Origin of the sequence: Rufibacter glacialis (genome assembly GCF_008271745.1) — a bacterium.
Lineage (GTDB): Bacteria > Bacteroidota > Bacteroidia > Cytophagales > Hymenobacteraceae > Nibribacter > Nibribacter glacialis.
On record NZ_VKKZ01000010.1, the window covers coordinates 581,136 to 604,066 of the forward strand.

Here is a 22,931-nt window from a genome sequence, read left to right on the forward strand (position 1 = left end):
TTAGGTGGGTTATGCCAAAAAGAGCCTGAAAAAGGAAAGAATGGTAGGGGCAGTTGCCCATTGTCAAGGAAAATCATACAAAGGGTAATGCTTGGTGGTTGCTTTATTGTGAATCATACCCCTTGATTGGGATTCCAACCCGTATTGCGTAATTTGACCGCATAGGAATTCAATCGCCAGAAGGGCAGAATCTTCGTACTATACCTTCCCGCTCCACCGTTTACTCCTTATGCCCAATCCCACTACTTCGCTTCCGCACCTGCTCAAACAATACCAGCGCCGGCTTTTGAACCTGAGCGGCTCCAACCGTTCGCTCGTGCTGCTCAAGCCGTCGGCGAGCCTTCACCTGGATTTGCACGCCCTGGACCACGCCCACAAAGGCCCGTCATTTGATTACGTGAAAGAGGTGCTGGCCAACAAGCAGAACATCACGCTCTGCGCCGTGGCCGATGCCCGGGATGCGGCACTGGCACCACTCACCAAAGCCCTGAAGACGATTCAGCGGCGGGCGCACATGATCTGGGAGGAGCGGGGCGCGAAAGAGTTGTTCATTGGCTGGCCCATGGTGGAAGGCGCCTTCCCAGACGGAACCTTGGTGCGCTGCCCGCTGCTGTTTTTCCCCGTGGAACTGCGCGTGAATGAGAAACGCCATTGGCAATTGGTTCGGCCCGAGGACGCGCCCGGCTTCTTCAACAAAAGCTTTCTGCTGGCCTACGCTCATTACCTCAACCTAAAGCCCGACGAGGCGCTCATGGAAGAGGATTTTGACGAGTTTCCCACCGATGACCTCCAGTTCCGGACTCAACTCTACGAGCTTCTGAAGGAAAGCAACCTGGAGATCAACTTCAACCAGGAACTGCTCAAAGACGTGTTGCAGCCGTTTAAGGCCTATAAACGCGAAGACCTGGAGAAAACCTGGAAGCCAGGTCAGCTCAAACTGCAGCCCGAGGCGGTTCTGGGCATCTTCCCGCAAGCCGGTTCCTACCAGTTAGCCGACTACGATGACCTGCTGGAAAACCCGCCCGCTGAGTCACTGGAGGAACTGCTGTTGCCCCAGACGCAGGAAACCTCGGCGCAGGCGCACCTGGAGCAACAGCTCTTCACCGCCTTTGACGCCGACGCCTCGCAGGAAGCAGCGTTGCGGCAAGTGAAATCCGGCCAAAGCGTGGTGGTGCAGGGGCCGCCGGGTACGGGCAAGTCGCAGCTTATCTGCAACTTGGTCTCTGATTACCTGGCGCGGGGAAAAAGCGTGCTGGTGGTCTGCCAGAAACGCGCCGCCCTGGATGTGGTGTACCAGCGCCTGTCTACTACCGGCCTGAATCAATTCTCGGCCCTGGTGCATGACCTGAACCTGGACCGGCCCGCGGTTTTCTCTAAAATCCGGCAGCAGGTGGAGCAGGTAGAGGAATACCAGCGGCAGAACGTGGCGCTGGGCAACATCCAGGCGGAGCGCCAGTTCCTGGAGGCCAGCAGGCGCATCAACCAGATAAGTGAACGCCTCAACAGCCTCAAAGAAGCCCTGTTTGACACCCAGACCTGCGGCTGGTCGCCGAAGGAATTGTATTTGCGCAGCAACCCGCGCGCGCCGCACCTGCCCGCCGAGGGCGTGTACCTTCATTTCACCGCCGCCACCTGGCAGGAATGGCGCCCGCGCCTGCTGCACTACCTGCAAGACGCGGTACTGCTGCAAAGCCCTGATTTCCCCTGGACCGACCGCCGCTCTTTCCACCTCCATACCTGGGCCGAGCGCCAGAAACTAACCCAGCTGCTCTCCCAGATTCCGGCTACGGCGCAAGCCACCGCCGCCCAGGTGCAAGCCCTGCTCCCGGCCCAGGCCGAACCCTGGGATGCGCTTCAGGCCCTGCTGCAGGAACTGACCACCTTGCAGGAGATACAGCAAACGCTACAAGACAAAACGGTTTCCCGGCTGTTTTTCGGGAACCTGGCCCAAACCAAAGAGTACCAGCCGCGCGAAGCCCAAGTAGCGCAACTCCAGAAAGAAACGGCGGCTACGCCCATTCAACTCACGCCCGCAGAGGCCCAGGAACTGGCGCTGTTGTTGGCCGCCTATGACCAGGCGCACAGCGGGTTCTTCGGCAAGATCCAGTGGAACTTCTCATCGGATAAAAAGAAATTAGCCGCGTTCGCGGAAAGCAAGAACCTGCCAACGGCAGACACGGCCGTGGAGCATCTGCGCACCGCCGTGAAAAACCGCGAGGCGCTGCAAGCCCAATGGCAACGCCTGCAGGAACTGGAGCCAACGCTGGCCCTGCCGGTAGATCTTTTCAGTAGCGAGGCCGCCCAGGAACTGGAAGCCTTGCCCGTTGCATGGGAACTGCGCAAAACGGTGCAGCGGCTCATCACCTATGACGTGCTGCCCGACGAGCTCCTGACCATTCCCGAGGGGCGTTTCCAAGCCCTTTTCGCCCAAACGTTGCCTAAACTTCAAAGCCTGCAAGAGCAACTGCAGGAATGGGAAGCATGGCTTACCCCGTCCCAGATAGAAACCATTGCCACCAACCCTGCGGCCAGGCAGGAACTGACGCAGAGCCTGGGGGAGCACTTTGACCGGATGGTGTCGTTTGACGCCTTGGTGCACACCTTCTCCCCGGAACTCAAGGCCTGGCTGGAAGAACTGCGCGGGGCGGTGCCCGAGGGAGTGGAAGCCCAACTGGCGGCGCTGGAAAACAGTGTGCTGCTGGCCTGGCTCCAGCAGTTGGAAGACCAGAATCCAGTTTTGACCATCGTGAGTACCGGCGAGATAGAGCGGCTGGAAACTGAACTGCAGGAAAAAATCAGGCAGAAAGCTGACCTCAGTCGGCAGATTATCTTGCTGAACCTGCGCGAGCAGACCTACAAGAACATGGAGTACAACCGGCTGGGCAACCCTGTCACGTACCGGAGGCTGCTCACGCAGGTAAGCAAGAAACGCATGCTCTACCCGCTGCGCAAACTGAATGCCGAGTTCGGGCAGGAGATCAGGCAACTGCTGCCGTGCTGGCTGGCCTCGCCGGAGACGGTGTCGGCGCTGTTTCCGCTGGAGCGGGTGTTTGATCTGGTGATCTTTGATGAGGCCTCGCAGTGCTTCGCGGAGGTGGGCATCCCGGCCATGATCAGGGCTATTCAGGCCGTGATTGCCGGTGATGAACAGCAGTTGGGGCCGTCAGACCTGTACCGCGTGCGCTTCGGGAGTGAGGAAGAAGAGACCGAGGAGCTGCTGGTGGAGTCTCTGCTGCAACTGAGCGCGCTGCACCTGCCGCAGACTTTGCTCTCTGAGCATTACCGCAGCCAGTACCCAGAGTTGATCCAGTTCTCTAACCAGCATTTCTACCGCGGTAAATTGCAGTTGATTCCTAAACTGGAGGCCATGAACACCGCAGAACCCGCCTTGCAATACCTGAAGGTAGACGGCGTGTGGGAAAACCAGACCAACAGGGTGGAGGCCGAGCGCGTGCGCGACCTGGTGTTTGAGCTGCTGGGCCAAGGTGAAACCAACATCGGGGTCATCACCTTCAACTTCCCGCAGCAACAGCTGGTGCAGGATCTGCTGGAAGAACACGCCCTGGCGCAGAACAGGACGTTGCCCCCAGAACTCATCATCAAGAACATTGAGAACATTCAGGGAGATGAGCGGCAGTACATCATCTTCTCCATCGGCTACGCGCCAGATGCCACCGGGGTGGTGCGCGCCCTGTTCGGGAGCCTGAACGCGGCCAAGGGCGAGAACCGCCTGAACGTGGCCATCACGCGGGCCATCAAGCGGGTGTACGTGGTGACCAGCCTGTGGCCCGAGCAGTTCCCGGTGGAGAACGTGAAACATCCTGGCCCTCAACTGTTGCAGGCCTATCTGGCCTTTGCCCGCCAGGTGAGCGAGCAAGGGTTCACGCCTCAGCCTTCGCCGGGCACTACCATTCCATCGGCGCTGCTGCTGTACCCGGCGTTATTGGCGCAGTTTGGCAAAAATGGTACTAATACTGCATTGTCGCTGGAACTTCCCTTTGCAGACCTTACTTTCCGCAACGGCAACCACTATGGGGCCGTAGTACTTACCGACGACGATTTGTACTACCGCCGCCCTTCCGCCAAGGCCTCTCACGCTGATGTGCCCCTGCGCCTCCAGGCACGGGGCTGGAAATACGGGGCCGTGTACAGCCGTCAGTTCTGGAGCCAGCCCCAACAGGTTTGGCAGAAATTAAGTGAACTGTCCCATAACTATGAAGAATAAACTGCTTGAAATCACCGCCGGTCTGTGTCTGCTGATTGCCGTTGCCTGTGACGCCGGATCCTCAAAAAACGAAGAAGCCGCTACCGCTGACGCTACCACTGAGAAAGAAGAGAAAAAAGAAGGCAAGAAGAAGAAAGACAAGAACCCCGCTACCGAGGGGTTTGCTGTGAACAATACCTATGACCTGCTGGAGATGAGCAAGATGGGGAAGAAGTCAGTGCCTGAAAGCTCTGGCCTGGAAACCTCCTCTGACGGCAATTACTGGACGCACCCAGATGCCGGCAATGAAGCGGTGCTCTACAAGATAAACCAGTCGGGCGAATTGCTGGAAACCATGAACGTGCAGGGTGCCAAGAACAATGACTGGGAAGACGTGGCCCGCGGTTCAGACGGTTTTCTCTACATAGGGGATATGGGCAACAACGAGAACACCCGCCAAGACCTGCAGATCCTGAAGGTAGACGAGAAAGCCAAAAAGGTGGTGGGCACCATCCCGTTCAAGTACGCCGACCAAACCGAGTTCCCACCCAGCAAGCAGAACCTGAACTTTGACGTGGAAGGCTTTCTCATGCACAACAACGCTTTTTACCTGTTTACCAAAAACCGCGGCAAAAGCGACTGGGTCAAGCTGTACAAGGTAGCCAACCAGACCGGTGCCTCACAAACTGTGCAGCCCCTGGACAGCTTGCAGATCACCACCAAGATCACCGCCGCAGATATCTCGCCCAATGGCCGCCACATTGCCCTGCTGGGCGAAGGCTGGGTCTACCTCTTTGAGGCAGACACCCCTGAAGGTGTGTTCAAAGGCAAGAAAGAGCAGATCCCGTTGGGCAAAGTGGGCCAGGCAGAAGGCCTCGTCTTCGTGAATGACACTGATATGATGATCTCCAATGAAGCCGGCCGGCTGTTCATGCTCAGTCTGAAGAAGTAAACGTTTCAGGCGTGTTTTGTTAGAATCAACCCCAAATGGCAGCGAATCCGCTGCCATTTTCTTTTTAAGGCCGGCTACGGAAAGGGCATTCCCCGGTGCGCTGATGAAACCTGGTTTAGGGCGGAAGATCAGAAAATTACCTGAAAACGCTCCTGTCCTTTTTTCGTTCTAAGTTATTACGGAAGGAGCGCTGGCTCCGCCCAATCAAACCCTACAACCCGAAGAACATGGCAAACAAAATATTAGTGACTGGCGCAACCGGTACCGTTGGGTCGGCTACCGTGAAAGCACTTTCCTCGCTTGGTGCCGAGGTGCGGGCCGGTGTACGGTCTTTGATCAAAGGCGATAACCTCAAACGCCTGCCCGGGGTAGAAACAGTGGAATTGAATTTCTCCAGGCCAGAAAATCTGGCGGTGGCTTTCACGGGCGTTGGCGCGGTTTTTCTCATTACACCCTTTGCCCAGGATCAGGTAGAAATGGCCCAGAAACTCATTGATGCCGCCAAAGGTGCCGGGGTTAAGCACGTGGTGAGGCTCTCAGTGATTGGGGCAGATGCGGAGCCAAGCATCCAGATTGGAAGGTGGCACCGCCAAGCCGAAGAGTACCTGAAAGCTTCTGGGTTGCCGTACACCCTGCTTCGGCCGGGCGGGTTCATGCAGAACTTCGTGAACCAGTACGCAACTACCATCAAAGAGAACAACGTTTTTTACCAACCCAACGGAGAAGGGCGGGCAGGCTACATTGACGTACGGGATATTGGGGCCGTGGCCGCCCATATCCTGATGAACCCGTCAGAACACGCAGGTTTGGCGTATACCCTTACCGGTCCCCAAGCGCTTTCAGGCCATGAAGTGGCAGAGATATTCACCACCGTATTAGGCCGGCCCATCCACTACAAAGACATTCCCGAAGACGCTGCCCGTACAGCCATGCAACAACAAGGACTTCCCGATTGGATGACGGAAAGCCTCTTGGAACTGAGCGCCATCACCCGGGCAGGCTACACCTCGGGCTTGACCAGCACCGTGCAGGAGATGTTAGGGCGGGAACCCCACACGTTCCAACAATTCGTAGAGGCCCACAAAGACTGCTTTTAGAAGGTATCCTTAGAAGAAGAAGCCTGTCTAGTGTTTTAAGCCTGATTCTGGAAAACCAAGTCTAAAGCACCAAGCAGGCTTCTTTGTACCCTAGGGTGACCCTTTGGCACTGTCGGGCAGGAGCAAGGCTTATGTTCCTCCTGCAATGGTGTTTAGAGGCATTTCCTGAAAAGTACCGTCTAAACATTACCTCCTTTATGGATCTGCCTCGGTTATGGCTACATGGGAAGGAAGATGCCAAGGTTTCCAGGCTCCTATAGATAGAAGTCCAATAAAAAAGCCCCGCTGTCATCAGCGGGGCTTTTTTATTGGGTTTCTTATTGTCTACCGGGCATTACCCACGGTCTTCTCTGGAAGAAGAGCCACCACGGGAGGAACGTCCGCTCCGGTTGTGGTCGCTGGAATGGTCATCATGGTCTTGGTTACGTCCGTACTGCGACCGGTTCTCGTAGCCTGAGCCGCCTCCGCCGTAGGATGACTGCCCGCCGCCTTGGCTTCCGCCATAACCACCGCGGGAACCCATGCCTCCGCTAGAAGAAGAACCGTATCCGCTGGAGCCGCCGTAGCTGCTGCCGCCTTGGCCGTACCCGCCCATGCCGTAGTCACGGCTTTGGTCGCCGTAGCCACCACCCGTAGAGGAGCCACCATGGCCGCGGTCCTGGTCACTGTTTCTGGAACCGCCAGAAGAGCCGTAGCCTCCGCGAGATCCCATGTCATTGCCCATGTTGCCGTAGTTGGAGCCTCCAAAACCGCCGCTGTTAGCGCCGCCGTAGTTTCCGCTCTGGGAGCCTTGGCCGGACCCATAAGAAGAGCCTCCGTAATTGCCGCCGCCCTGTGAGCCGGAACCACCGCCTTGTGAGGAACGTGACCCGAAGTCACCCCCTTGGGCATTGTGGGTGCTGTACCCGCCGTAGCCACCGCTTCCGCTGCCACTCATAGAGCCGTAGCCACTGCTGTCATTGCCGCGGCCGCCCCGTGAGCCACCGCCGCTTTGCCAATCCTGGTTACCTCCCTGTGACGAGCCGTAGCCGCCTCTGGAGCCCATGTCTGAATGGCCATAGCCTCCTCTGGAGCCCATGTCATGCGAGCCGTAGTTGCTTCCGCCTTGGCCCCCTTGACCGCCTTGGTTCTGGGTGCTGTACCGGTTTCCGCCTTGGCTGTAGCCGCCATCAAAATCTGAGTTTCCGTCATATCCGCCGCCGTGTGATGAACCACCGCGGGATGATCCACCGCGTGAACCGTATTCTTCACTGTAAGAGCCGCCTCTGGAGCCCATAGAGCCATAAGAGCCGGGGCTTTGGTTGCTGTAGCCTTGGCTGTAGCCGCCGTGGCCACTGCCCTGGCTGCCGCCATGCATGCCGTAGCCGCTTTCGGTGCCATAACCCATTTGGTTGCCATAGTACCCTGAGCCGCCGTAGTTGGAATAACCGCCGCGGTCAGACTCTGAACGGCTTGAGTTGCCGGCGTAGCCGCCTTGGGAACTCATGCCATAGGGGTTGTTGCCCATGCCGGTGTTGCCGCCATAGCCGCCCTGTGAGCCGTAGTTGCCACCACCGCCCATAGAACCGCCGTAGCCGCCTTGTCCGTAGTTAGAGCCACCTTGGTTACTGTGACCGCCATAGCCGCCTTGGCCATAGTTAGAGCCGCCCTGGGAGCCGTAGTTGCCGCTGCCCCGGTGGCCTTGGTCATCATGGTTGTTCCAGGAGTTGCCGCCGCCAAAGCTGCCGCTGTTTCCTTGTGAGCCGCCATAACCGCCTTGGCCGCCGCTTCCGGAGTGACCACCGCCCTGGGAGCCGTAGCCTCCTTGGTGACGATCGTCAGACTGGTTGCCGCCGCCGCTCATGCCGCTCATAGACGAGCTGCTTTGGTTGCCTTGGTCACCGCCCTGTGAGCCGCCGTAGCCCATGCCACTGCCCATAGAAGCGGAAGAACCAGCCATAGAGTTATTGTCTGAATCTGAGGAGCCAGAAGATTTGCCGGAACCTGATTTCCCCCCTGAAGTTTTAGAGGAAGTGGAAGACCCGGATTTAGAGCCAGCCTTTGGAGTGGAAGAAGTAGAGGCGTCAGAGGTTGATTTGCCGCCGCTGCTTTTCTTGCCAGAAGAACTGTCTGTGGAAGACATGGAAGAGGAGCCTGTCCCTTTTTTAGAGGAAGAGGAAGACCCCAGGGTGGAGCCGGTGCCCCCGGTGCTGCCCGCAGAACCAGAGGTGCTGCTGCTGCCCAGGCTGGAAGAGCCGGAAGTACCAGAGGTGCCGGTGCTGCCTGATCCTGAACTTGAACCGAACCCGCTGCTTTGGCCTGGGGTACCGGATGATGAACCAGAAACGCCTGAAGAACCAGAAGATCCAGAAGAGGCATTTGGGTTTGAGCTATTGCCCATAGCACCTGATGAAGAAGAAGCGTTTGTTCCAGTGCTGCCGGTAGAACCAGTTGAAGAGCCCTGGTTATCTTTTTGCTGCTCTTTTTGATTTTCGTTCATGGTTAAATCTCCTTTGTTAATGGTTAGAGAAAAATTAGTTGCCATGCCTGCCGGTTGAAGCCGAAGGGGTGCCTCTTTTTCTAGACAAGCGTTTATTCTATACGAACAGGTGTTTGCATGGTTAACTGAACCATTATGATTTTTTAATCCAGAGGGATTAAATAGGAATTTAACTTTAATAAGACAGGAGAAATCTGAGGGTTGATTGCAAAATTGATTTTTGCCCTACTCTTGGCAGGCCACATCTTTTGTGGACCCATGAAGCAGGGAGAAAGGCATAAAGGAACAGCCCTGAGGAGCGAGGTGAATTCGCTGATCAGGGCTGTTTGTACCATTGCTGGAAATAAGAAAGCCGCCTGCGAGGATATCGCTGACGGGTAGCGGCTGCTAAGAAAGGCCGCTACCCCTTTGGTAGGAAGCCGATGCCGTTTTAACGGCGGCGGTATTCACGTCTACCTTGTCCATCAATTCCTGGGCATCTTCCTTCTCCTCGGCATCGGGCTCTGGCACCTCATGTTCTTCTGCCTCCAGGGGTTCATAATTCAGCCGGATGAACATGGGGAAGTGGTCAGACCCAAAAAAAGGCAGGCGCTTCATTCTGATGAGCCGGAACGCCGGGTCATAGAAGATGTGGTCCAGGGAGTACCGGAAGAAAGGCACAAACGCATTGTAGGTATTGAAAAAGCCCCGGCCAATACGCGGGTCAAGCAAGCCGCTTATCTTCCGGAACAGGTTGGTGGTGTAAGACCAGGCCACATCATTCAAATCGCCGATCACAATGCTGGCGTACGGAGACTCTTTGGCCATTTGGGCCACGGTCAGCAGCTCCGCCTCGCGGGTGTCCGTGTCTTTGTGCAGGTGCGGGGGTTGCGGGTGCACCGTGAACAGGTCAAACTTTTTACCCGTTGGCAGTTCCACCAGCATATAGAAAGAAGGGATACCTTCTTCAACCAGATACCGCACCTCTGTATGGGCCAGCTTGAACTTACTGTAGAATATCATGCCGTAGGTGTTCTCAAGGGGCTCTTTGATACAGTAAGGGTACCGGTCATCCAATTCAGAAATAGCCTCGGCCCAGCGGTGGTTGGGTTCATTGATAAGCAGCAGGTCTGGGTCTGTTTCTCTGACTACCTTCAGGAACCTCTCGTACCGTTTGTTGGACATCCTCACGTTGGAGATCATGATTCCGAAGGAGTTCTTAGGGGCTTTGAGTTTGGACTTGAGGGCCTGCACGCGCACAAAAGGGGTGAACCGGTACACGTGCACCAACTCATTCACAATGGCCAGCACCAGAAGGCCCGCGAATATCTTTTGGGTTAGCAGCTCATACCCTACCTGCCAGCCGTAAAAACCCAGAATGAACGTACCCAGCAATGCCACCTGTACCCTTGGGAAATCTAGGATTCTTATCCACCAATAGGTGCTTTTCACAAGGGTGAGCAAGGAAGCTAAGATCACAAAGCCACCTAACAGCTCAAGGGCGATTTTCATAGGTCGAAATCAAATTAGGTTCGTTCACATACTCTTTTTAAGAGACAGGGTTGCATCCGGTAAAATACGCACGGCCGCCAAGGCCGTTGAAAGACAAAAACCGTTTGTAACCTGATTCGCTAAAATCAGGCCATAAACGGTTTTCACTGGATTTATCTGGTATTTATAGCTATTCGGTAGCTTTTTCCACGCGCACGCCAATGGCCATAATGCCTGGCAAAGGATCTTGGCGCATGTACTGCTGCACCCGCATCTGGTAGTTGCCCAACTGGTTGAACCTGATGTTCTTCAAAGCTCTGAACCGGTGGTCAAAGATATCACCGGCGCCTTTGCCTTGGGGCTCGCCGGTCTTGGGGTCCATGAGGAACATCTCATGCAGCATGGAGTTCACCTGCTGGCCGTCTGGGCCTATGAGGTAATGCCGCAGGTACAAGTTGTAGAAAGGGTAATGCAGGGCGTTGCGCACCGTGAAAAACACGTTGTACTGCTGGGTGGTGTCTGTGACCTCAAAGGTGAACGAAGGGGTCAGTTTTACGGGCCACTGGTTGTCTGGAATGTCCTGCACCTCCTCAAAAACGCGGTTGGCGTCACAGCTAATCAGAAAAAGGCCCAGGCTGCACAAAACAGCCAGGAAACGGAAACGCTTTCTCATCATGCTTCAGGTTGGGGGCTAGGAGATCCGCCTTCCGGCGCGCCGGGTTTGCGGTTACGGTGGCCGCGGTTACGGCTTCGTCTGCCGCGTTGCTCCCCTTCGGGCCTGGGGCCACGCTCTGGCCGGTCAGGGGTGGCCACGGTGGCATTGCCCAGCGCCTGAGCGGCCATGGGTTGGGGCTTGTTCTGGGGCGGACGCGGGTTCTGGGCGCGCTCCTGGCGGGGAGGACGGTTTCCTTCCCTGGGCGGACGACCTTGGTTCTGCTCCCGGTCAGCGCGGGGTTCGCGCTCAGGACGCGGCTTGCCTTGCGGCTGTTGGCCTTTGGCCTGGGCTTCACGCTCCGGTCTGGGCTTGTTCTCGCCTCCCTCTGGCCGGTTCCCGTTTCTCTCTGGCCTTGGTCTGCGCTCTCCGCCGGCTGGTCGGCCGGTGGGCTGGTCTCTGCGTGCTTCTGGGGTGGGGGCACCGGTGGCCAGGGCCTCGGCCGCTGGGGCCGTGCCTTTGCCTTTTTTCTTGTTGCGTTTTTTCTTGGCTTTGTACTGCTCGTCTAAGCGGTCCAGGTTGCCTTCCAGTGACTCCACAAAGTCTACCACCTCTGGCAGTTGCTTTTTCACTTCCTCGGCCAGGTTTTCAGGCATGTCGCCGGCGGCGTTCATCTTGAGCACCTCCTGCACGCGTTCTACCGGAACCGGGAACCAGTTGCTGTCGCCGCGGTACCCGAACCACATGATGCGCCGGAAAATGTCTGTCTTCTGCAGGAACGCGTCGCCGGCCTTGGTTTGCAAGGGACGGTTCACGTTGGGGATGTCTTTGAGGGCATCCATGTAGGTTTCCAACTCATAGTTCAGGCAGCACTTGAGGCGCCCGCACTGGCCCGAAAGCTTGCTGGGGTTCAGAGAAAGGTTCTGGTACCGGGCCGCCGTGGTAGACACGCTCTTGAAATCTGTAAGCCAGGTAGAGCAGCACAGTTCTCGGCCGCAGGAGCCGATACCGCCCAAGCGTCCGGCCTCGTGCCGCAGGCTGATCTGGCGCATCTCAATCCGGACCTTGAATTCCTCAGCCAGTTTTTTGATCAATTCCCTGAAATCTACCCGGTCATCTGCTGAATAGAAGAACGTGGCCTTGGTCTTGTCTGCCTGGTACTCCACGTCTGAGAGCTTCATCTTGAGCTTGAGCTCCTGTACAATGGCGCGGGCACGGTACATGGTGGTGGGTTCCTGCTCGCGGGCGAGGTTGAACTTTTCCATGTCCTTTTCAGTGGCTACCCGGTAAATGCTCCGGATCTCGTCATTGTTCTGGACTTTCTTCTTGTTCATCTGCAGGCGAACCAGTTCGCCTTTGAGAGACACGTGGCCAATATGGTGCCCGTTGGGCACGTCTACCACCACGGCGTCACCGGTGATGAGCGGCAAGTGGTTGATGTTGCGGAAAAACTCTTTGCGGCCGCCTTTGAAGCGGACCTCAACTATATCAAACTCTTTGAAAGACACGGGAATTTCCATGTCTGAGAGCCAGTCAAATACATTTAATCGGTTACAGCCTCCCGTGCTGCAACCGCCGTTGCTTTTACAGCCCGCTACTACTTCAGTGCCGTCAGGCGAAGAAGTGGTTTTGGAGCCGCAGCCGCCACTAGAACATGAACTACATCCCACAGGTCAATTTCCTTTATATAGATAATTCTTGTTTTCAATAAAATTATAACTCCCGCTGCCGGCAAGGCCTGGTACATGGTCCCCTGTAAATTGGTGATATTTCTTCCTGACTGTGAAGGTCTTGATGGGGAAGCCCAGGGGATAATGGACTTTCTAAAGCCTCTCTTCGGCAAAAACCGAGAGCCTAATTAACAAATATAATAACAAATCTGAATAGCCCGTTACTCTTTGCTGGGTTATCCACAGGCCGAATAGGGGCCGATTTGGTAAAAACGGCCCTCAAACGCCTGAATCCCCCAAACAAAAAAAGCCTTGCCAACCGTTCCTTTTTGACCATTTTCACCAGGGTATCCCTGAAAGAAAGTGGTTTCCTGCTCCCAAAAGTACCTATTGATACGCAAAAAGTCCTCTGCCGGCCCTGCCGGAGGCCTAAATCTTGACGGAGGAAGGTCCGGGTGATTAGGGAAGTGGTTTACTTATAGAAAGGAGCCAAGGCCCAGGAAGTCACAATAGCTGGAAAAGGGCCCACGTGCCAGGGCTACCGGCACCATAGGAGCGGGAGATGCGTTTTTGCGTAGATTTTGATTCTCACCTATGATTTTGTTATTTGGGCCGGATTCTACTTGTTGCCCTTATGACCTTTGCCTTCGCAGAAACGGCTCCTCTTGGCCAGCTTTGTGCGCTTTTCAATGCCGCCTTCGCTGATTACCTCCTGCCTATGGTGCTCACGGAACCTATCATGGAACTGAAGCTGAAGCGCGACGGCACCAACCTGGCCTTGTCTCCGCTGGCCATGGAAGGTCCTGCCCCGGTAGGTTTTATCTTCACCAGCCTGGGCGAGTGGAAGGGTAAACGTACCGCCTATAACGGCGGCACCGGGGTACTTCCCCAGGCCAGGGGCCACAGGCTGACAGAACAGATGTATCATTTCTGCGTGCCTCTTTTAAAGCAGCAAGGGGTTACGCAATGTCTGCTGGAGGTGATACAGGAGAATACCCGAGCCCTGGCGGTGTATAAAAAACTAGGGTTTGAGGTGGTGCGCAGCCTGCGGTGTTTCCGTCATCCAAAAGCCGATTTGCAGTGGCACCGGCACGCGCGCCCTGGGCAAGTCTCTTTCCAGCAGGTCTCTGTGCCCAATTGGGCTTTATACAAGGCATTTTGGGAGGTAGAACCCAGTTGGCAACACCACACGGCGGCTATTGACCGGAGCGCCGGCTACGTGCACGTGGTGGAAGCCCAGGCGCAAGGCCAATGTGTGGGCTATGGGGTCATCTATGGCATGACCGGGGCCCTAGCGCAACTGGCGGTAGCACCTGCCTGGCGCCGGAAAGGAATAGGCCAGGCTCTGGTGCAGGAACTGGTCAACGCCACCACGTCACCTACCATAAGCGTGATCAACGTTGATGGCCGCGGGGAAAGCCTGCTCCAGTTTTTGCAGAACCGGAAAGCGGAGGAGATTCCAGGGCAATATGAAATGGTCTGGGCAATTTAGAATGGCTGTTTCGGGCCAGTTTTAGCAGAAAGAACCCTAAATGAAAACAATTCCCTTAAGGAGGGAAAATAAGGTTAGAAATTTAATGAATGCAGTACTATGGTTTTAGATAAACTCTCCAACGCCTCGCGTTACACCCACATGCACCCCCTGTTTGCACAAGCCTTCCGGTTTTTGCAGGAAGCCGACATCACCCAACTTCCGGTTGGCAAGCATGACATTGCAGGCGACCAGCTTTTTGCCATGATCTCAGACGGCGAAGGCTTCTCCAAGCAAAAGGCGCGGCTGGAAGCCCATAAAAGGTACATTGACATTCAGTACGTGGTCACCGGCTGTGACCACATGGGCTGGAAAGACCTGGCCGCCTGTGAGGCCCCCAACGTACCGTATTCAGAAGAAAACGACATCGCCTTTTTCCCAGACCAGACCAACAGCTGGTTTGACGTTCAAGCCGGCAGCTTTACCATCTTCTTCCCAGATGATGCGCATGCGCCCCTGGGCACGGAAGAGGTAGTTCGTAAGGTAGTATTGAAGATTGCCGTGCAGTAACCTAATTCTGCCGTTCCTTTATTTAAGTGTTTAAACGGCGGTTTCGATAAAAACAAAGAGGGTGAGCTAGCGCTAGGCAGGTTCACCCTCTTTGTTCAACGCCACTTGCTCTTGGCGCCTTGAATGGGTTAAGTGATTTAGGGGCTGTTTTTTAAAAACACCTTTTAAACAGAACTCCTTACGCTAAGGCATTTGGTTCTAAAGCAGAACGCACTACACGTGAAAAAAGGAAAACCGGCTGTTTTTGCAAAAACAGCCGGTTTTCCTTTTTTCACGTGTATGGTAATTAGTACCCGCGGTCGCGTTTTTTCTTGGCTCTGTAAAAAGCCACCACGCCGTAGCCAATGATGGCGGTAACCGCTATTTGCCTGAGCAATCCTGAACGGTTGTATTTCCACTCGGCTTTCATGCCCTTCTCCGCGAAGATATTGGGTACGTGGCCGCTTCTCAGGTCTTCAATGATTCCTTCCACCACATTAATGCGGTCTGCCAGAATGAGAGGTAGCCAATGACCGTAATCGTTCTCGGTTTTCTTGAACGCCATGCGCCGGATCATGCCACTCAGGCCCGAGGGTGGGGTAGAGGTCCCGAAGACGGCCGTCACGTCTGGCCGTTCGTTGGAATGCAGGATCTCTACCGTCTCAGACTGTAGGGTAGGCCTCTCCCAGCTATAGCCCAGATGTTCCCCGTTGGTGCGGTTTTTCATGGGATAGGTGGGGTCATTCTTAGGATCAGCGTCTATGCCCCACCCTTTGATATGAGAATAGTCTTTTGTTGTATTTTCCATGGTGTTTCTCCTTTACATTCCGGCTGATGGTGAGATAAGAATTGGTTTGATGCAGTTATCCAGCTTGGCTGAGAAGATACGGTAGGCATCAGAGACTTCTTCCAGCGGGATGCGGTGCGTAATAAGCGCCTTAGGGTTCAAGACTCCGTTCTGCACGTGCTCTATCAATCTAGGCAACAGGCGTTTCACAGAGGCCTGGTTGGCCCTGATGGTGATACCCTTGTTTACCACGTTGCCAATGGGCACTAAGTTATCCGTTGGGCCGTACACGCCTACAATAGACACGATGCCGCCTTTTTTAACGGAGTTGATGGCCCAGTGCAGCGCGGTGGCAGAACCAGCCTGCAACAAGAGCTTTCTACCGGTAATGGTTTGCATGGCGTTACCGGCGGCCTCGGCGCCTACGGCGTCAATACATACATCGGCTCCCATCCAGTCAGTCGTTTTCTTCAGGAACAGCACGGGGTCCCCGATCTCATTGAAATTGTAGGCTTCGCACTGGGAGTAGTTGCGGGCAAACTCCAGGCGGTAATCTACCTGGTCAATGATGATCACGCGACCAGCGCCGAACAACCAGGCGCACTTAGCGGCCATGATGCCTATAGGGCCCGCGCCAAATACCACCACAGTATCACCCTTCTGGATACCGCCCATCTCAGCGGCCTGGTACCCGGTAGGTACCACGTCGGTCAGGAGCACGGCGTCGTCGGGGTCCATTCCCTCTGGTATTACCGTAGGGCCCACGTTGGCGTACGGCACCCGGGCGTACTCGGCCTGGCCGCCGTTATAGCCCCCGGCGGTGTGCGAATAGCCGAAGATACCGCCTACGGCCGTGGCCTGGGGATTGGATTCATGGCAGTTGCCGTACATCTCCTGCTTACAGAACACGCACTCGCCACAGGCTATGTTGAAAGGCACCAACACGTGGTCGCCTACCTTGATCTTGGTTACCTCTGAGCCTACTTCTTCCACCACGCCGGTGAACTCATGCCCAAAGGTCATGCCCACGCGGGTGTCTGGCACGGCACCATTATATAAGTGCAAATCAGATCCGCAGATGCAGGAGCGGGTTACCCGTACAATCGCATCTTGCGGATGCTCAATCTTAGGCATTGGTTTCTGGCTGGCCCGCACCCGTAAGGGGCCGCGGTAATTCATTGCTAGCATAAGAATTCTCCTTGGAGGTTAAGGTGAGACATCTGTTATAAGGTTGACTGCTCTTCAGCAATCCTGTTTCTGGTCCGTTTTCAGGAACGAACCCTGAAACGGTATTAGATTGATACTTCTAGCCGGGCTTTAGGTTTCATCTGCCGCTTTAATCAAAAGTAAATCCGTATTTATACGTAGTTTCTAGCGCAAGTACAATTTTGAACCAGGCACGGGTAGGAAATCTTCAACTTAGATGACCAAAAAACCTGGGTAACGGAGGTCGGCTTCCCTTTCGGGGCCTTTTTAGAAAAAGGCGCCTAAAGGGGAAATCACCTGTCTTCTCTTGAGAAATAGAAAGGAATCTGGTGCGTGCTTCTGCCGGGGTTGTTTACTTTTGTGCGGCGGAAAGGCGCGGGTGCTCCCGGCAAAAAGCCTGCCTGCGCCAAACGCATAACCTACCAGAGCATGAGCATCACCGTAAGAGCCATAGAGGAAAAAGACAACCAGGCTTTGGCCAGCCTGATCAGGGAGGTGTTCAGGGAGTTTGGCATTGACCGGCCCGGCACCGTGTACACAGACCCTACCACCGACCAATTGTTCCAGCTTTTCCAGACGCCGGGCAGCGCCTATCTGGTGGCTCTGGAAAACGGCAAGATCATTGGCGGGTGCGGGGTGTACCCCACCCAAGGGCTTCCGGCAGGCTGTGCCGAGCTGGTCAAGTTCTACCTGGCGGCAGAAACCCGGGGCAGAGGCATCGGCCTTCAGTTGCTGGAAAAGAACTTTGAAATAGCGCGGGCCTTAGGCTATACGCATCTGTACCTGGAGTCTTTCCCTGAACTCGCCCAGGCGGTGCGCATGTATACCAGAGCCGGCTTTCAGCCCCTGCCCCATGCCTTGGGCAATTCAGGCCACTATGCCTGCACCATCTGGATGCAGAAGGACTTGCGGGAAAAAGCAGAAGAGATTGAGGTGAAGTAGGCGTTTTCAGCCGAGGGTTGATGGACCCTTCCAAAGCCAAAGGAGCGAAGAGGCAGCAATAATATGCTGTGTCTTCGCTCCTTTGGCTTATTGTTTTATAGCTGTTTTCTGGAAAACAGGCCTGAAAGGGTTATTTGCCCAGCCACTCTTTGAAAGCGGCGGCGCGCTCATTGCTGATGATAATCTCCTTGTCAATGGTGGGCTTCACGTACACCTTCAGGCGGCCCTTGAGGTAAGGGTGAATCTCATCTATGGCGTGTATATGGGAAATAAACTGCCGGTTGAGGCGGCTGAACTGCTCTGGGTCCAGGATTTCCTGCAGCGTATCCAGGGTGTAGTCGGTGATGAAGCGGTGGCCGGCGGTAGTGATGAGGAAGACGATCTTGTCCTCGGCATAGAAATACGCGATTTCGTCTGTAGAGACCGAGCGTATTTTCTGGCCGCTTTTCACCAAGAACCGGTTTTTGTAATGAGGCACAGTGGCGGAAGCAGATCCTTTGCTGATGAGCGCCATGATCTGCTGCATGTCCAGGACCGGGGCGGCGGGCTGGCTTTGGTGCAGGGCCTTGAATTTGTCCATGGCGGCGCCCAGATCCTCATTGCTGATAGGCTTGAGCAGGTAGTCAATGCTGTTGACCTTGAAAGCCTTCACGGCGTACTCATCATAGGCCGTGGTAAAGATGATGGGGCATTTTACGTCTACTTTCTGGAAGATCTCAAAGCTGTTTCCGTCAGACAGGTGGATGTCCAGGAAGGCCAGGTCTGGGGCCGGGTTGGCCTCAAACCACTTCACCGCGTTCCGGATGGAGTCAATGGTGCCCAATACCTCAATGCTGGGATCATAGCGCAACAGTTGGGCTTCCAATTTCTCAGAAGCCAGGTATTCATCTTCAATCAGCAGGATTTTCATCAGGCGGCACGGTTAAGGAGCGGTAATTTAGCAATGAAATCATGGGCCGTCACCTCTACCTCCACCTTTTTATCAGTGATGAACTTGTAGCGGTTAATGATGTTTTTGAGGCCCACGCCGGTAGACTCTTCGCGGCTTTCCCGCAATTGCAGGTTGTTCTTGATGATGATATAGTCGCCCTCTACATACACATGAATGAAAAGAGGCTCGTCTCGGCTTACAATGTTGTGCTTGATGGCATTCTCCATGAGCAACTGCATGGTGAGCGGTGCTACCTGGTATTTGAGCAGATGGTCTGGGATGTCCATGTTGACCCGCAGGTTCTCACGGAACCTTATCTTGAGCAGGAACAGGTAGGAGTGAATGAAGTCCAGTTCCGTATGCAGGGTCACCAGTTCTTTGTCTTTGTTCTCCAGCACGTAGCGGTACACCTTGGAGAGCTGCTCCACGAACTTGCCGGCCAGATCCTGGTCTTTGTAGATCAAGGAAGACAGGGCATTGAGGCTGTTGAACAGGAAGTGCGGGTTTACCTGCTGCTTCAAGGACTCAAACTGCACCTTGATGGTCTCCTTCTTCAGTTTCTCAGACTGCATGAGGTACCGGTGCCACTGATTGTAAAAATAGATGCCTGACCGGATAAAGTGCACGAACAGCAGGATGATGCTACCAAACACGAACATCTCCTTCAGGTCTTGCATGGCCAAAGGATCCTGAAAGTCAAAAGCCGGCGCCATCAGTAATAGGCGGGGAGCTACCTCAAACAAGACCATGACCAGCAGAATATAGAGCTGCACCGCCACCCACTCGTAGACAAACCTGCGGAGGCCATACTCGCGCCAGTCATATTTACGGCTTAACCGCTTAGAAATGCGGCGGGTACCTTCCAGCACCACGTTCACCATGAGCACGTTGTACAGCAACCTGAACCCGTCCAGAGCTTCCACATCCGTCAGGCTGGAACTGTGCAGGAAGAAGAAGGTGAGGAAGATAAGCAGCGCAATGCCCGTGTTCGCCAGGTAGCGGAGCAGGTTCTTGTGCTGGAACTTAAATTTCTTTTTCATAAAGGGCGACTGGACAAACAGCCGGTCCAAAAACTCGGTGGAGAGCAGCATAGTCAAAAAGCAAATAAATGCCTTACCGGAAGGAGTGAAGGAAGGAAAGGCAGTCTGCGCATACGGGTTAAGAAGTTTCGTGTAAGCCGCCTTCTACTGAGCCGTGGAAGAAAGGCCTAGCCCTTTACTGGTTTTCCAAGTGGTGCAGGAAACCTTCGGCCAAAAGGGCTTCTCTAGTTTCTACCCGAATGGGGCATTTTCCCTCCGCTCCCTATGAAAGGCAAAACCGGGGCGTAACGTTCAAAGTGCATCCTTGGAAACCGGGAAGCACCCTGCCAGGGGAAGCAGCAGGAGCAGCAATATCTCCTAACGGTGCTTTTCCCTACGTCTATATTCCTAGTTTTTGCCGGTAAGAGGGCCTGCTAAGGTGGCAAATTGTAATATCCTGTGCAAGCGCGCAAGAAAATCCTGACGGAAACGGAAATCAACGTGCTCAACCTGTGGTGCCTAGGGCTGAAACATAACTGGCCGTTCCTTTCTTCTGAAGAGAGCACCACCTGCTTGTAGGTATCTGAAACCACCCAGTAGCTGTGCAGTTGGCATAGAATTCTATGATGCATGCCTTTTGCCATGGCTGGCGTAGTGGCTGCTTTTGACGAGGCCCTTATGCTGGGTTGTTCCATGGCTGCCCTCCGTGCGCTCACGGCCGCGAGGCCCCGTCTTCCCCTCTCGCACTGCCCTTTTGGCCTGTACTGTCTGTTCTGCTTAGTAGTCGTCTATCTAGGGCCAAAAGCGAGGCGCGCTCGGGAAAGACTGGAACAGAGGAAAGTTAGTAAAGACGGCGATATGGAACCCCTGTAGAGACAACGGCACCGCCTTGTCTCTTTACTTTACGCATTCCTTTCTTTTGCTCCTTCGCATTCATTCGTTGTCTCTCACGCATTACCTGTTTTGCTCCCATATATTCCTAATACTCCCCCTTTGAAGGGGGCGAAGGGGGATGTTTTCACTTTCTGATTAACCCGGCTTGTCTCCAGACCAGCCAAATTGCCTGGCAGGCTGAGCCGCTTCCCTTTCAGCCTGTCAGGGGACCTACCGTGGATTTGATCTAGGAATAGGTTTTCTCTCCTCCCCAAAACCGCCCGCTCAAAAGACCTCGTAGTGTCTGGAAGACCTGCGAGTGTCTCTGCCAATACGCTTTTAGCGAGATTTCCTGAAAAGAAGCCGCAAACCAGTTTAACGCCAGCGGTAGGCAAAAAGGGAGTCATTGGTGAGCAGGTAGAGGAGCTTGTCGCCGGCCAGCACCTGGCGGTAGGGCTGTGATTTCTCCGGCAACGGTACCGTGCGGGTCTGAAAGGTGTAAAGATGCTGGAAGTGCAGCTGGTTGTGGGCCAGGTAATACAGCTCATCGCCTAAAAACCCTATGTAGGTGAGGTGGGGCAAGGGGAGCTTTTTCTGGTAGTTGCCCATGTTGTCAAACACGTAGATGCCAGACAGGCGGTCTACCATGTACAGCTTGTTCTGGTATTCCCGCAGGAAGGTGATGTCATGTTGCCGCCGGTCCAGGAGCAGTTCCAGGGGGTTCTCAAAAACGATCTGGTTTACGCGGGTGTCTACCTTCAAAAGCCGGAACGTGGTCTCGTCAAAAAGCCAGAGCCGGTCATCAGCGGCCAGGGTGGCCGCCCTAATGGTGCCGTCTGTGAACTGGCGTAGATCTGCCGTACCTAAGGGCGTGAGAAAACGGTCCAGGAGCTGTACCCGCTGCCGGTCGTCATAGAAAACGGAGATCTTGGCGGGACTCCAGGCCTCTACCATGGTCACCCGGCCCTGGATGGTGGGCGAGAACCGGTTGGCAACTTTGCCGGTGGTATCCACCTGCAAGATGTTCTGCCGGGCATCGGCCACATACGCGCGGTCAAACCGGTCAAGGGACAACAAAGCGTGCCCCTGCGCCGGAACCTGGAATTGCAGCGGCCAAGCGGGTGTCTGCGCCCCTGCCAAAGCGGGGAGGAGCGTCAACCAGGCCATCAGGCCCAGGCAGAAGCTACGCAAGTTGCTCTTCAAAGTAGGTAAGGGTGAGTTCCTGGCCATCATATACGGCATAAGAGCAATAATTAACCCATTCTCCCAGGTTCAGGTACCGGCTACGGTCCCCAATAGGAAGATCCAGCGGTAAGTGCCGGTGCCCGAAGACATAGAAGTCATGGTGCTGCCTTCCTTCCACGCGCTGGCAATAATGCACCAGCCACTCGTCATCGCCCTTGAATACCTCGTCTTCCTTGGTATTCTGGATGCGGCTGCGGCGCGACCAGAAATTAGCCAGGCCAATGCCCATGTTGGGGTGGAGCCTGGCAAAAAGCCATTGGCTTACCGGGTTGGCGAACACCCGCTTCAGCACCTTGTAGGTATAGTCTTTGGGGCCTAAGCCGTCACCGTGCCCAATGTAGAAGGTGTGCGCGCCAATCTTGGTGGAAATGGGTTTCCTCAGAACCGGTATGTTCAGTTCCTTGGGGAAGTAATCAAACATCCACATATCATGGTTTCCCGTGAAAAGGTAGATGGGAATTCCGCTGTCGGCTATCTCCGCTAGTTTGCCCTGGAGCCGGATGAACCCCCGCGGGATAGCATGGCGGTACTCAAACCAGAAATCGAAGATATCACCCAGCAGGAAGATGGCGTGCGCGTCTCCTTTCACCTGATCCAGCCACCGAACAATCTTTTTCTCTCGCGCCAGGCTTTTCTCCGGGGAAGGTACCCCTAGATGGAAGTCTGAAGCGAAATATACTTTCTTACCAGGCGGGAGGACGTCAATCGGTGTGATCATCAACGAGGAACAAGATAAGTTCTTTGGGGCCGTGGGCGCCCATGACTAAGGTTTTCTCAATGTCGGCGGTGCGGCTGGGGCCGCTGACCATTGACAGCATGGACGGCAACCGGGTGCCGTATTTGCCTTGCACAAACTGTAACGCTTGTTTGATATCAGGCACCAGCTGTGACAGTTTGGCCACTACCAGGTGCATGGTTGGGTACACAGACAGCCTTCTTCCACTGGCGTTGGCCGAGGAGACCAGAATACTGCCGGTGCGGGCCACCAAGGCTTCACAGGTGGTCAGGGAGGCTTGGGCCTGTCCTATGAAGTCTTCCTCGGTGCCGTTGAAGTGGATGCCGCCGGCGTGCAGGATCTTCTTGAGCGCCGGTTCCCACACGTACATATGCTCAATGCCCCGCTCTTTCTTGAACTCAAACAACTGGTCAAAGAAATCTTCCTCGTTCTCACAGTACACAAAGGTGCCACTGTTTCTGATGAAGGTCTCGGCAAATTGCACCGACAGGTCTTCCAGCAAGGGGCCATAGACCGAGGTGGAGAAGTCGGGGGTAGGAGGCAGAAAAGGCGCTGACTTAGCCAGCGCCTCTCTTACCTTGCGGAGCACAATCTCTTTGGATTTGGCTTCGTACATGTTACTTTATCGTTTTAGACCTGCTTTTCAGA

At 54.9% G+C, this 22,931-nt stretch carries 18 protein-coding genes; 7 read left to right on the forward strand and 11 right to left on the reverse strand.

The genetic code is table 11. The annotated features are described in order from the left end of the window. Window positions 1-229: 229 nt before the first annotated feature. From FOE74_RS03330 to FOE74_RS03340, 3 genes are all read left to right on the forward strand, one after another. Entirely contained in the window at window positions 230-4,225 is a 3,996-nt protein-coding gene (locus FOE74_RS03330) for an AAA domain-containing protein (protein WP_149097172.1), read from the forward strand. Further along, window positions 4,215-5,156 (forward strand): NHL repeat-containing protein, encoded by a 942-nt coding sequence (locus FOE74_RS03335; RefSeq protein ID WP_149097173.1) that lies wholly within the window; start codon window positions 4,215-4,217, stop codon window positions 5,154-5,156. Before FOE74_RS03330 ends, FOE74_RS03335 begins: the two co-directional genes overlap by 11 nt. Before the next feature lie 227 nt (window positions 5,157-5,383). After that, window positions 5,384-6,253 carry an SDR family oxidoreductase gene (locus tag FOE74_RS03340; RefSeq protein WP_149097174.1) on the forward strand — a complete coding sequence of 290 codons (870 nt, stop codon included), beginning with the start codon at window positions 5,384-5,386 and terminating at the stop codon, window positions 6,251-6,253. A 334-nt stretch (window positions 6,254-6,587) separates the two neighbouring features. Here the strand turns inward: FOE74_RS03340 and FOE74_RS03345 are convergent, their stop codons facing one another. After that, the gene (locus tag FOE74_RS03345) at window positions 6,588-8,192 is read right to left on the reverse strand and encodes a hypothetical protein (protein WP_149097175.1); all 1,605 of its coding nucleotides are present in this window, start codon (window positions 8,190-8,192) and stop codon (window positions 6,588-6,590) included. Between FOE74_RS03345 and FOE74_RS21145 the strand changes: the two genes are divergently transcribed. After that, a complete protein-coding gene (locus FOE74_RS21145; protein ID WP_188686293.1) occupies window positions 8,158-8,721 on the forward strand; it encodes a hypothetical protein in 564 nt (187 codons plus the stop codon). The genes FOE74_RS03345 and FOE74_RS21145 overlap by 35 nt on opposite strands. A gap of 398 nt (window positions 8,722-9,119) precedes the next feature. Here FOE74_RS21145 and FOE74_RS03355 read toward each other — a convergent pair whose 3' ends face one another. The 3 genes from FOE74_RS03355 to ricT form a co-directional block, all read right to left on the reverse strand. Further along, window positions 9,120-10,223, reverse strand: coding sequence for an endonuclease/exonuclease/phosphatase family protein (locus FOE74_RS03355; RefSeq protein ID WP_149097176.1), 1,104 nt, complete (start codon window positions 10,221-10,223; stop codon window positions 9,120-9,122). Between the two features lie 169 nt (window positions 10,224-10,392). Further along, window positions 10,393-10,878, reverse strand: a complete 486-nt coding sequence (locus FOE74_RS03360; protein WP_225840607.1) for a gliding motility lipoprotein GldH — start codon at window positions 10,876-10,878, stop codon at window positions 10,393-10,395. Further along, window positions 10,875-12,524, reverse strand: coding sequence for a regulatory iron-sulfur-containing complex subunit RicT (gene ricT, locus FOE74_RS03365; RefSeq protein ID WP_373288695.1), 1,650 nt, complete (start codon window positions 12,522-12,524; stop codon window positions 10,875-10,877). Before ricT ends, FOE74_RS03360 begins: the two co-directional genes overlap by 4 nt. A gap of 634 nt (window positions 12,525-13,158) precedes the next feature. Here ricT and FOE74_RS03370 point away from each other — a divergent pair. Continuing rightward, complete coding sequence (locus FOE74_RS03370) at window positions 13,159-14,016, forward strand: GNAT family N-acetyltransferase (protein ID WP_149097178.1); 858 nt, start codon at window positions 13,159-13,161, stop codon at window positions 14,014-14,016. A gap of 99 nt (window positions 14,017-14,115) precedes the next feature. Next, on the forward strand, window positions 14,116-14,565 hold the full coding sequence (locus tag FOE74_RS03375) for a YhcH/YjgK/YiaL family protein (protein WP_149097179.1): 450 nt from the start codon (window positions 14,116-14,118) through the stop codon (window positions 14,563-14,565). A 286-nt stretch (window positions 14,566-14,851) separates the two neighbouring features. Here FOE74_RS03375 and FOE74_RS03380 read toward each other — a convergent pair whose 3' ends face one another. Both FOE74_RS03380 and FOE74_RS03385 read right to left on the reverse strand, forming a co-directional pair. Then, window positions 14,852-15,352, reverse strand: a complete 501-nt coding sequence (locus FOE74_RS03380) for a hypothetical protein (protein WP_149097180.1) — start codon at window positions 15,350-15,352, stop codon at window positions 14,852-14,854. Window positions 15,353-15,364: 12 nt separating this feature from the next. Then, the gene (locus FOE74_RS03385; RefSeq protein WP_149097181.1) at window positions 15,365-16,519 is read right to left on the reverse strand and encodes a zinc-dependent alcohol dehydrogenase; all 1,155 of its coding nucleotides are present in this window, start codon (window positions 16,517-16,519) and stop codon (window positions 15,365-15,367) included. A gap of 447 nt (window positions 16,520-16,966) precedes the next feature. On the opposite strand from FOE74_RS03385, the gene FOE74_RS03390 reads away from it, so the two are divergent. Beyond that, window positions 16,967-17,479, forward strand: coding sequence for a GNAT family N-acetyltransferase (locus FOE74_RS03390; RefSeq protein WP_149097182.1), 513 nt, complete (start codon window positions 16,967-16,969; stop codon window positions 17,477-17,479). 130 nt (window positions 17,480-17,609) lie between these two features. Here FOE74_RS03390 and FOE74_RS03395 read toward each other — a convergent pair whose 3' ends face one another. The 5 genes from FOE74_RS03395 to FOE74_RS03415 all read right to left on the reverse strand — a co-directional run bounded on the left by FOE74_RS03395 (window position 17,610) and on the right by FOE74_RS03415 (window position 22,899). Then, on the reverse strand, window positions 17,610-18,389 hold the full coding sequence (locus tag FOE74_RS03395) for a LytR/AlgR family response regulator transcription factor (protein ID WP_149097183.1): 780 nt from the start codon (window positions 18,387-18,389) through the stop codon (window positions 17,610-17,612). Further along, window positions 18,389-19,450, reverse strand: coding sequence for a sensor histidine kinase (locus tag FOE74_RS03400; protein ID WP_188686290.1), 1,062 nt, complete (start codon window positions 19,448-19,450; stop codon window positions 18,389-18,391). The genes FOE74_RS03395 and FOE74_RS03400 overlap by 1 nt, the downstream gene beginning before the upstream one ends. 1,227 nt (window positions 19,451-20,677) lie before the next feature. Beyond that, window positions 20,678-21,505: a hypothetical protein gene (locus FOE74_RS03405; RefSeq protein WP_149097185.1), complete on the reverse strand. Its 828-nt coding sequence runs from the start codon at window positions 21,503-21,505 to the stop codon at window positions 20,678-20,680. Next, window positions 21,486-22,265 carry a UDP-2,3-diacylglucosamine diphosphatase gene (locus FOE74_RS03410; protein ID WP_149097186.1) on the reverse strand — a complete coding sequence of 260 codons (780 nt, stop codon included), beginning with the start codon at window positions 22,263-22,265 and terminating at the stop codon, window positions 21,486-21,488. The genes FOE74_RS03405 and FOE74_RS03410 overlap by 20 nt, the downstream gene beginning before the upstream one ends. Then, complete coding sequence (locus FOE74_RS03415; protein WP_149097187.1) at window positions 22,249-22,899, reverse strand: LutC/YkgG family protein; 651 nt, start codon at window positions 22,897-22,899, stop codon at window positions 22,249-22,251. Before FOE74_RS03415 ends, FOE74_RS03410 begins: the two co-directional genes overlap by 17 nt. Window positions 22,900-22,931: the final 32 nt, after the last annotated feature.

Excerpts from the sequence above, each read along its gene's own strand:
- FOE74_RS03330 (WP_149097172.1), top strand. The coding sequence starts at position 230 with ATGCCCAATCCCACTACTTCGCTTCCGCACCTGCTCAAACAATACCAG.
- FOE74_RS03335 (WP_149097173.1), top strand. The coding sequence starts at position 4,215 with ATGAAGAATAAACTGCTTGAAATCACCGCCGGTCTGTGTCTGCTGATT.
- FOE74_RS03340 (WP_149097174.1), top strand. The coding sequence starts at position 5,384 with ATGGCAAACAAAATATTAGTGACTGGCGCAACCGGTACCGTTGGGTCG.
- FOE74_RS21145 (WP_188686293.1), top strand. The coding sequence starts at position 8,158 with ATGCCACTGCCCATAGAAGCGGAAGAACCAGCCATAGAGTTATTGTCT.
- FOE74_RS03345 (WP_149097175.1), bottom strand. The coding sequence starts at position 8,192 with ATGGCTGGTTCTTCCGCTTCTATGGGCAGTGGCATGGGCTACGGCGGC.
- FOE74_RS03355 (WP_149097176.1), bottom strand. The coding sequence starts at position 10,223 with ATGAAAATCGCCCTTGAGCTGTTAGGTGGCTTTGTGATCTTAGCTTCC.
- FOE74_RS03360 (WP_225840607.1), bottom strand. The coding sequence starts at position 10,878 with ATGATGAGAAAGCGTTTCCGTTTCCTGGCTGTTTTGTGCAGCCTGGGC.
- FOE74_RS03370 (WP_149097178.1), top strand. The coding sequence starts at position 13,159 with ATGACCTTTGCCTTCGCAGAAACGGCTCCTCTTGGCCAGCTTTGTGCG.
- FOE74_RS03375 (WP_149097179.1), top strand. The coding sequence starts at position 14,116 with ATGGTTTTAGATAAACTCTCCAACGCCTCGCGTTACACCCACATGCAC.
- FOE74_RS03380 (WP_149097180.1), bottom strand. The coding sequence starts at position 15,352 with ATGGAAAATACAACAAAAGACTATTCTCATATCAAAGGGTGGGGCATA.
- FOE74_RS03385 (WP_149097181.1), bottom strand. The coding sequence starts at position 16,519 with ATGCTAGCAATGAATTACCGCGGCCCCTTACGGGTGCGGGCCAGCCAG.
- FOE74_RS03390 (WP_149097182.1), top strand. The coding sequence starts at position 16,967 with ATGAGCATCACCGTAAGAGCCATAGAGGAAAAAGACAACCAGGCTTTG.
- FOE74_RS03395 (WP_149097183.1), bottom strand. The coding sequence starts at position 18,389 with ATGAAAATCCTGCTGATTGAAGATGAATACCTGGCTTCTGAGAAATTG.
- FOE74_RS03400 (WP_188686290.1), bottom strand. The coding sequence starts at position 19,450 with ATGAAAAAGAAATTTAAGTTCCAGCACAAGAACCTGCTCCGCTACCTG.
- FOE74_RS03410 (WP_149097186.1), bottom strand. The coding sequence starts at position 22,265 with ATGATCACACCGATTGACGTCCTCCCGCCTGGTAAGAAAGTATATTTC.
- FOE74_RS03415 (WP_149097187.1), bottom strand. The coding sequence starts at position 22,899 with ATGTACGAAGCCAAATCCAAAGAGATTGTGCTCCGCAAGGTAAGAGAG.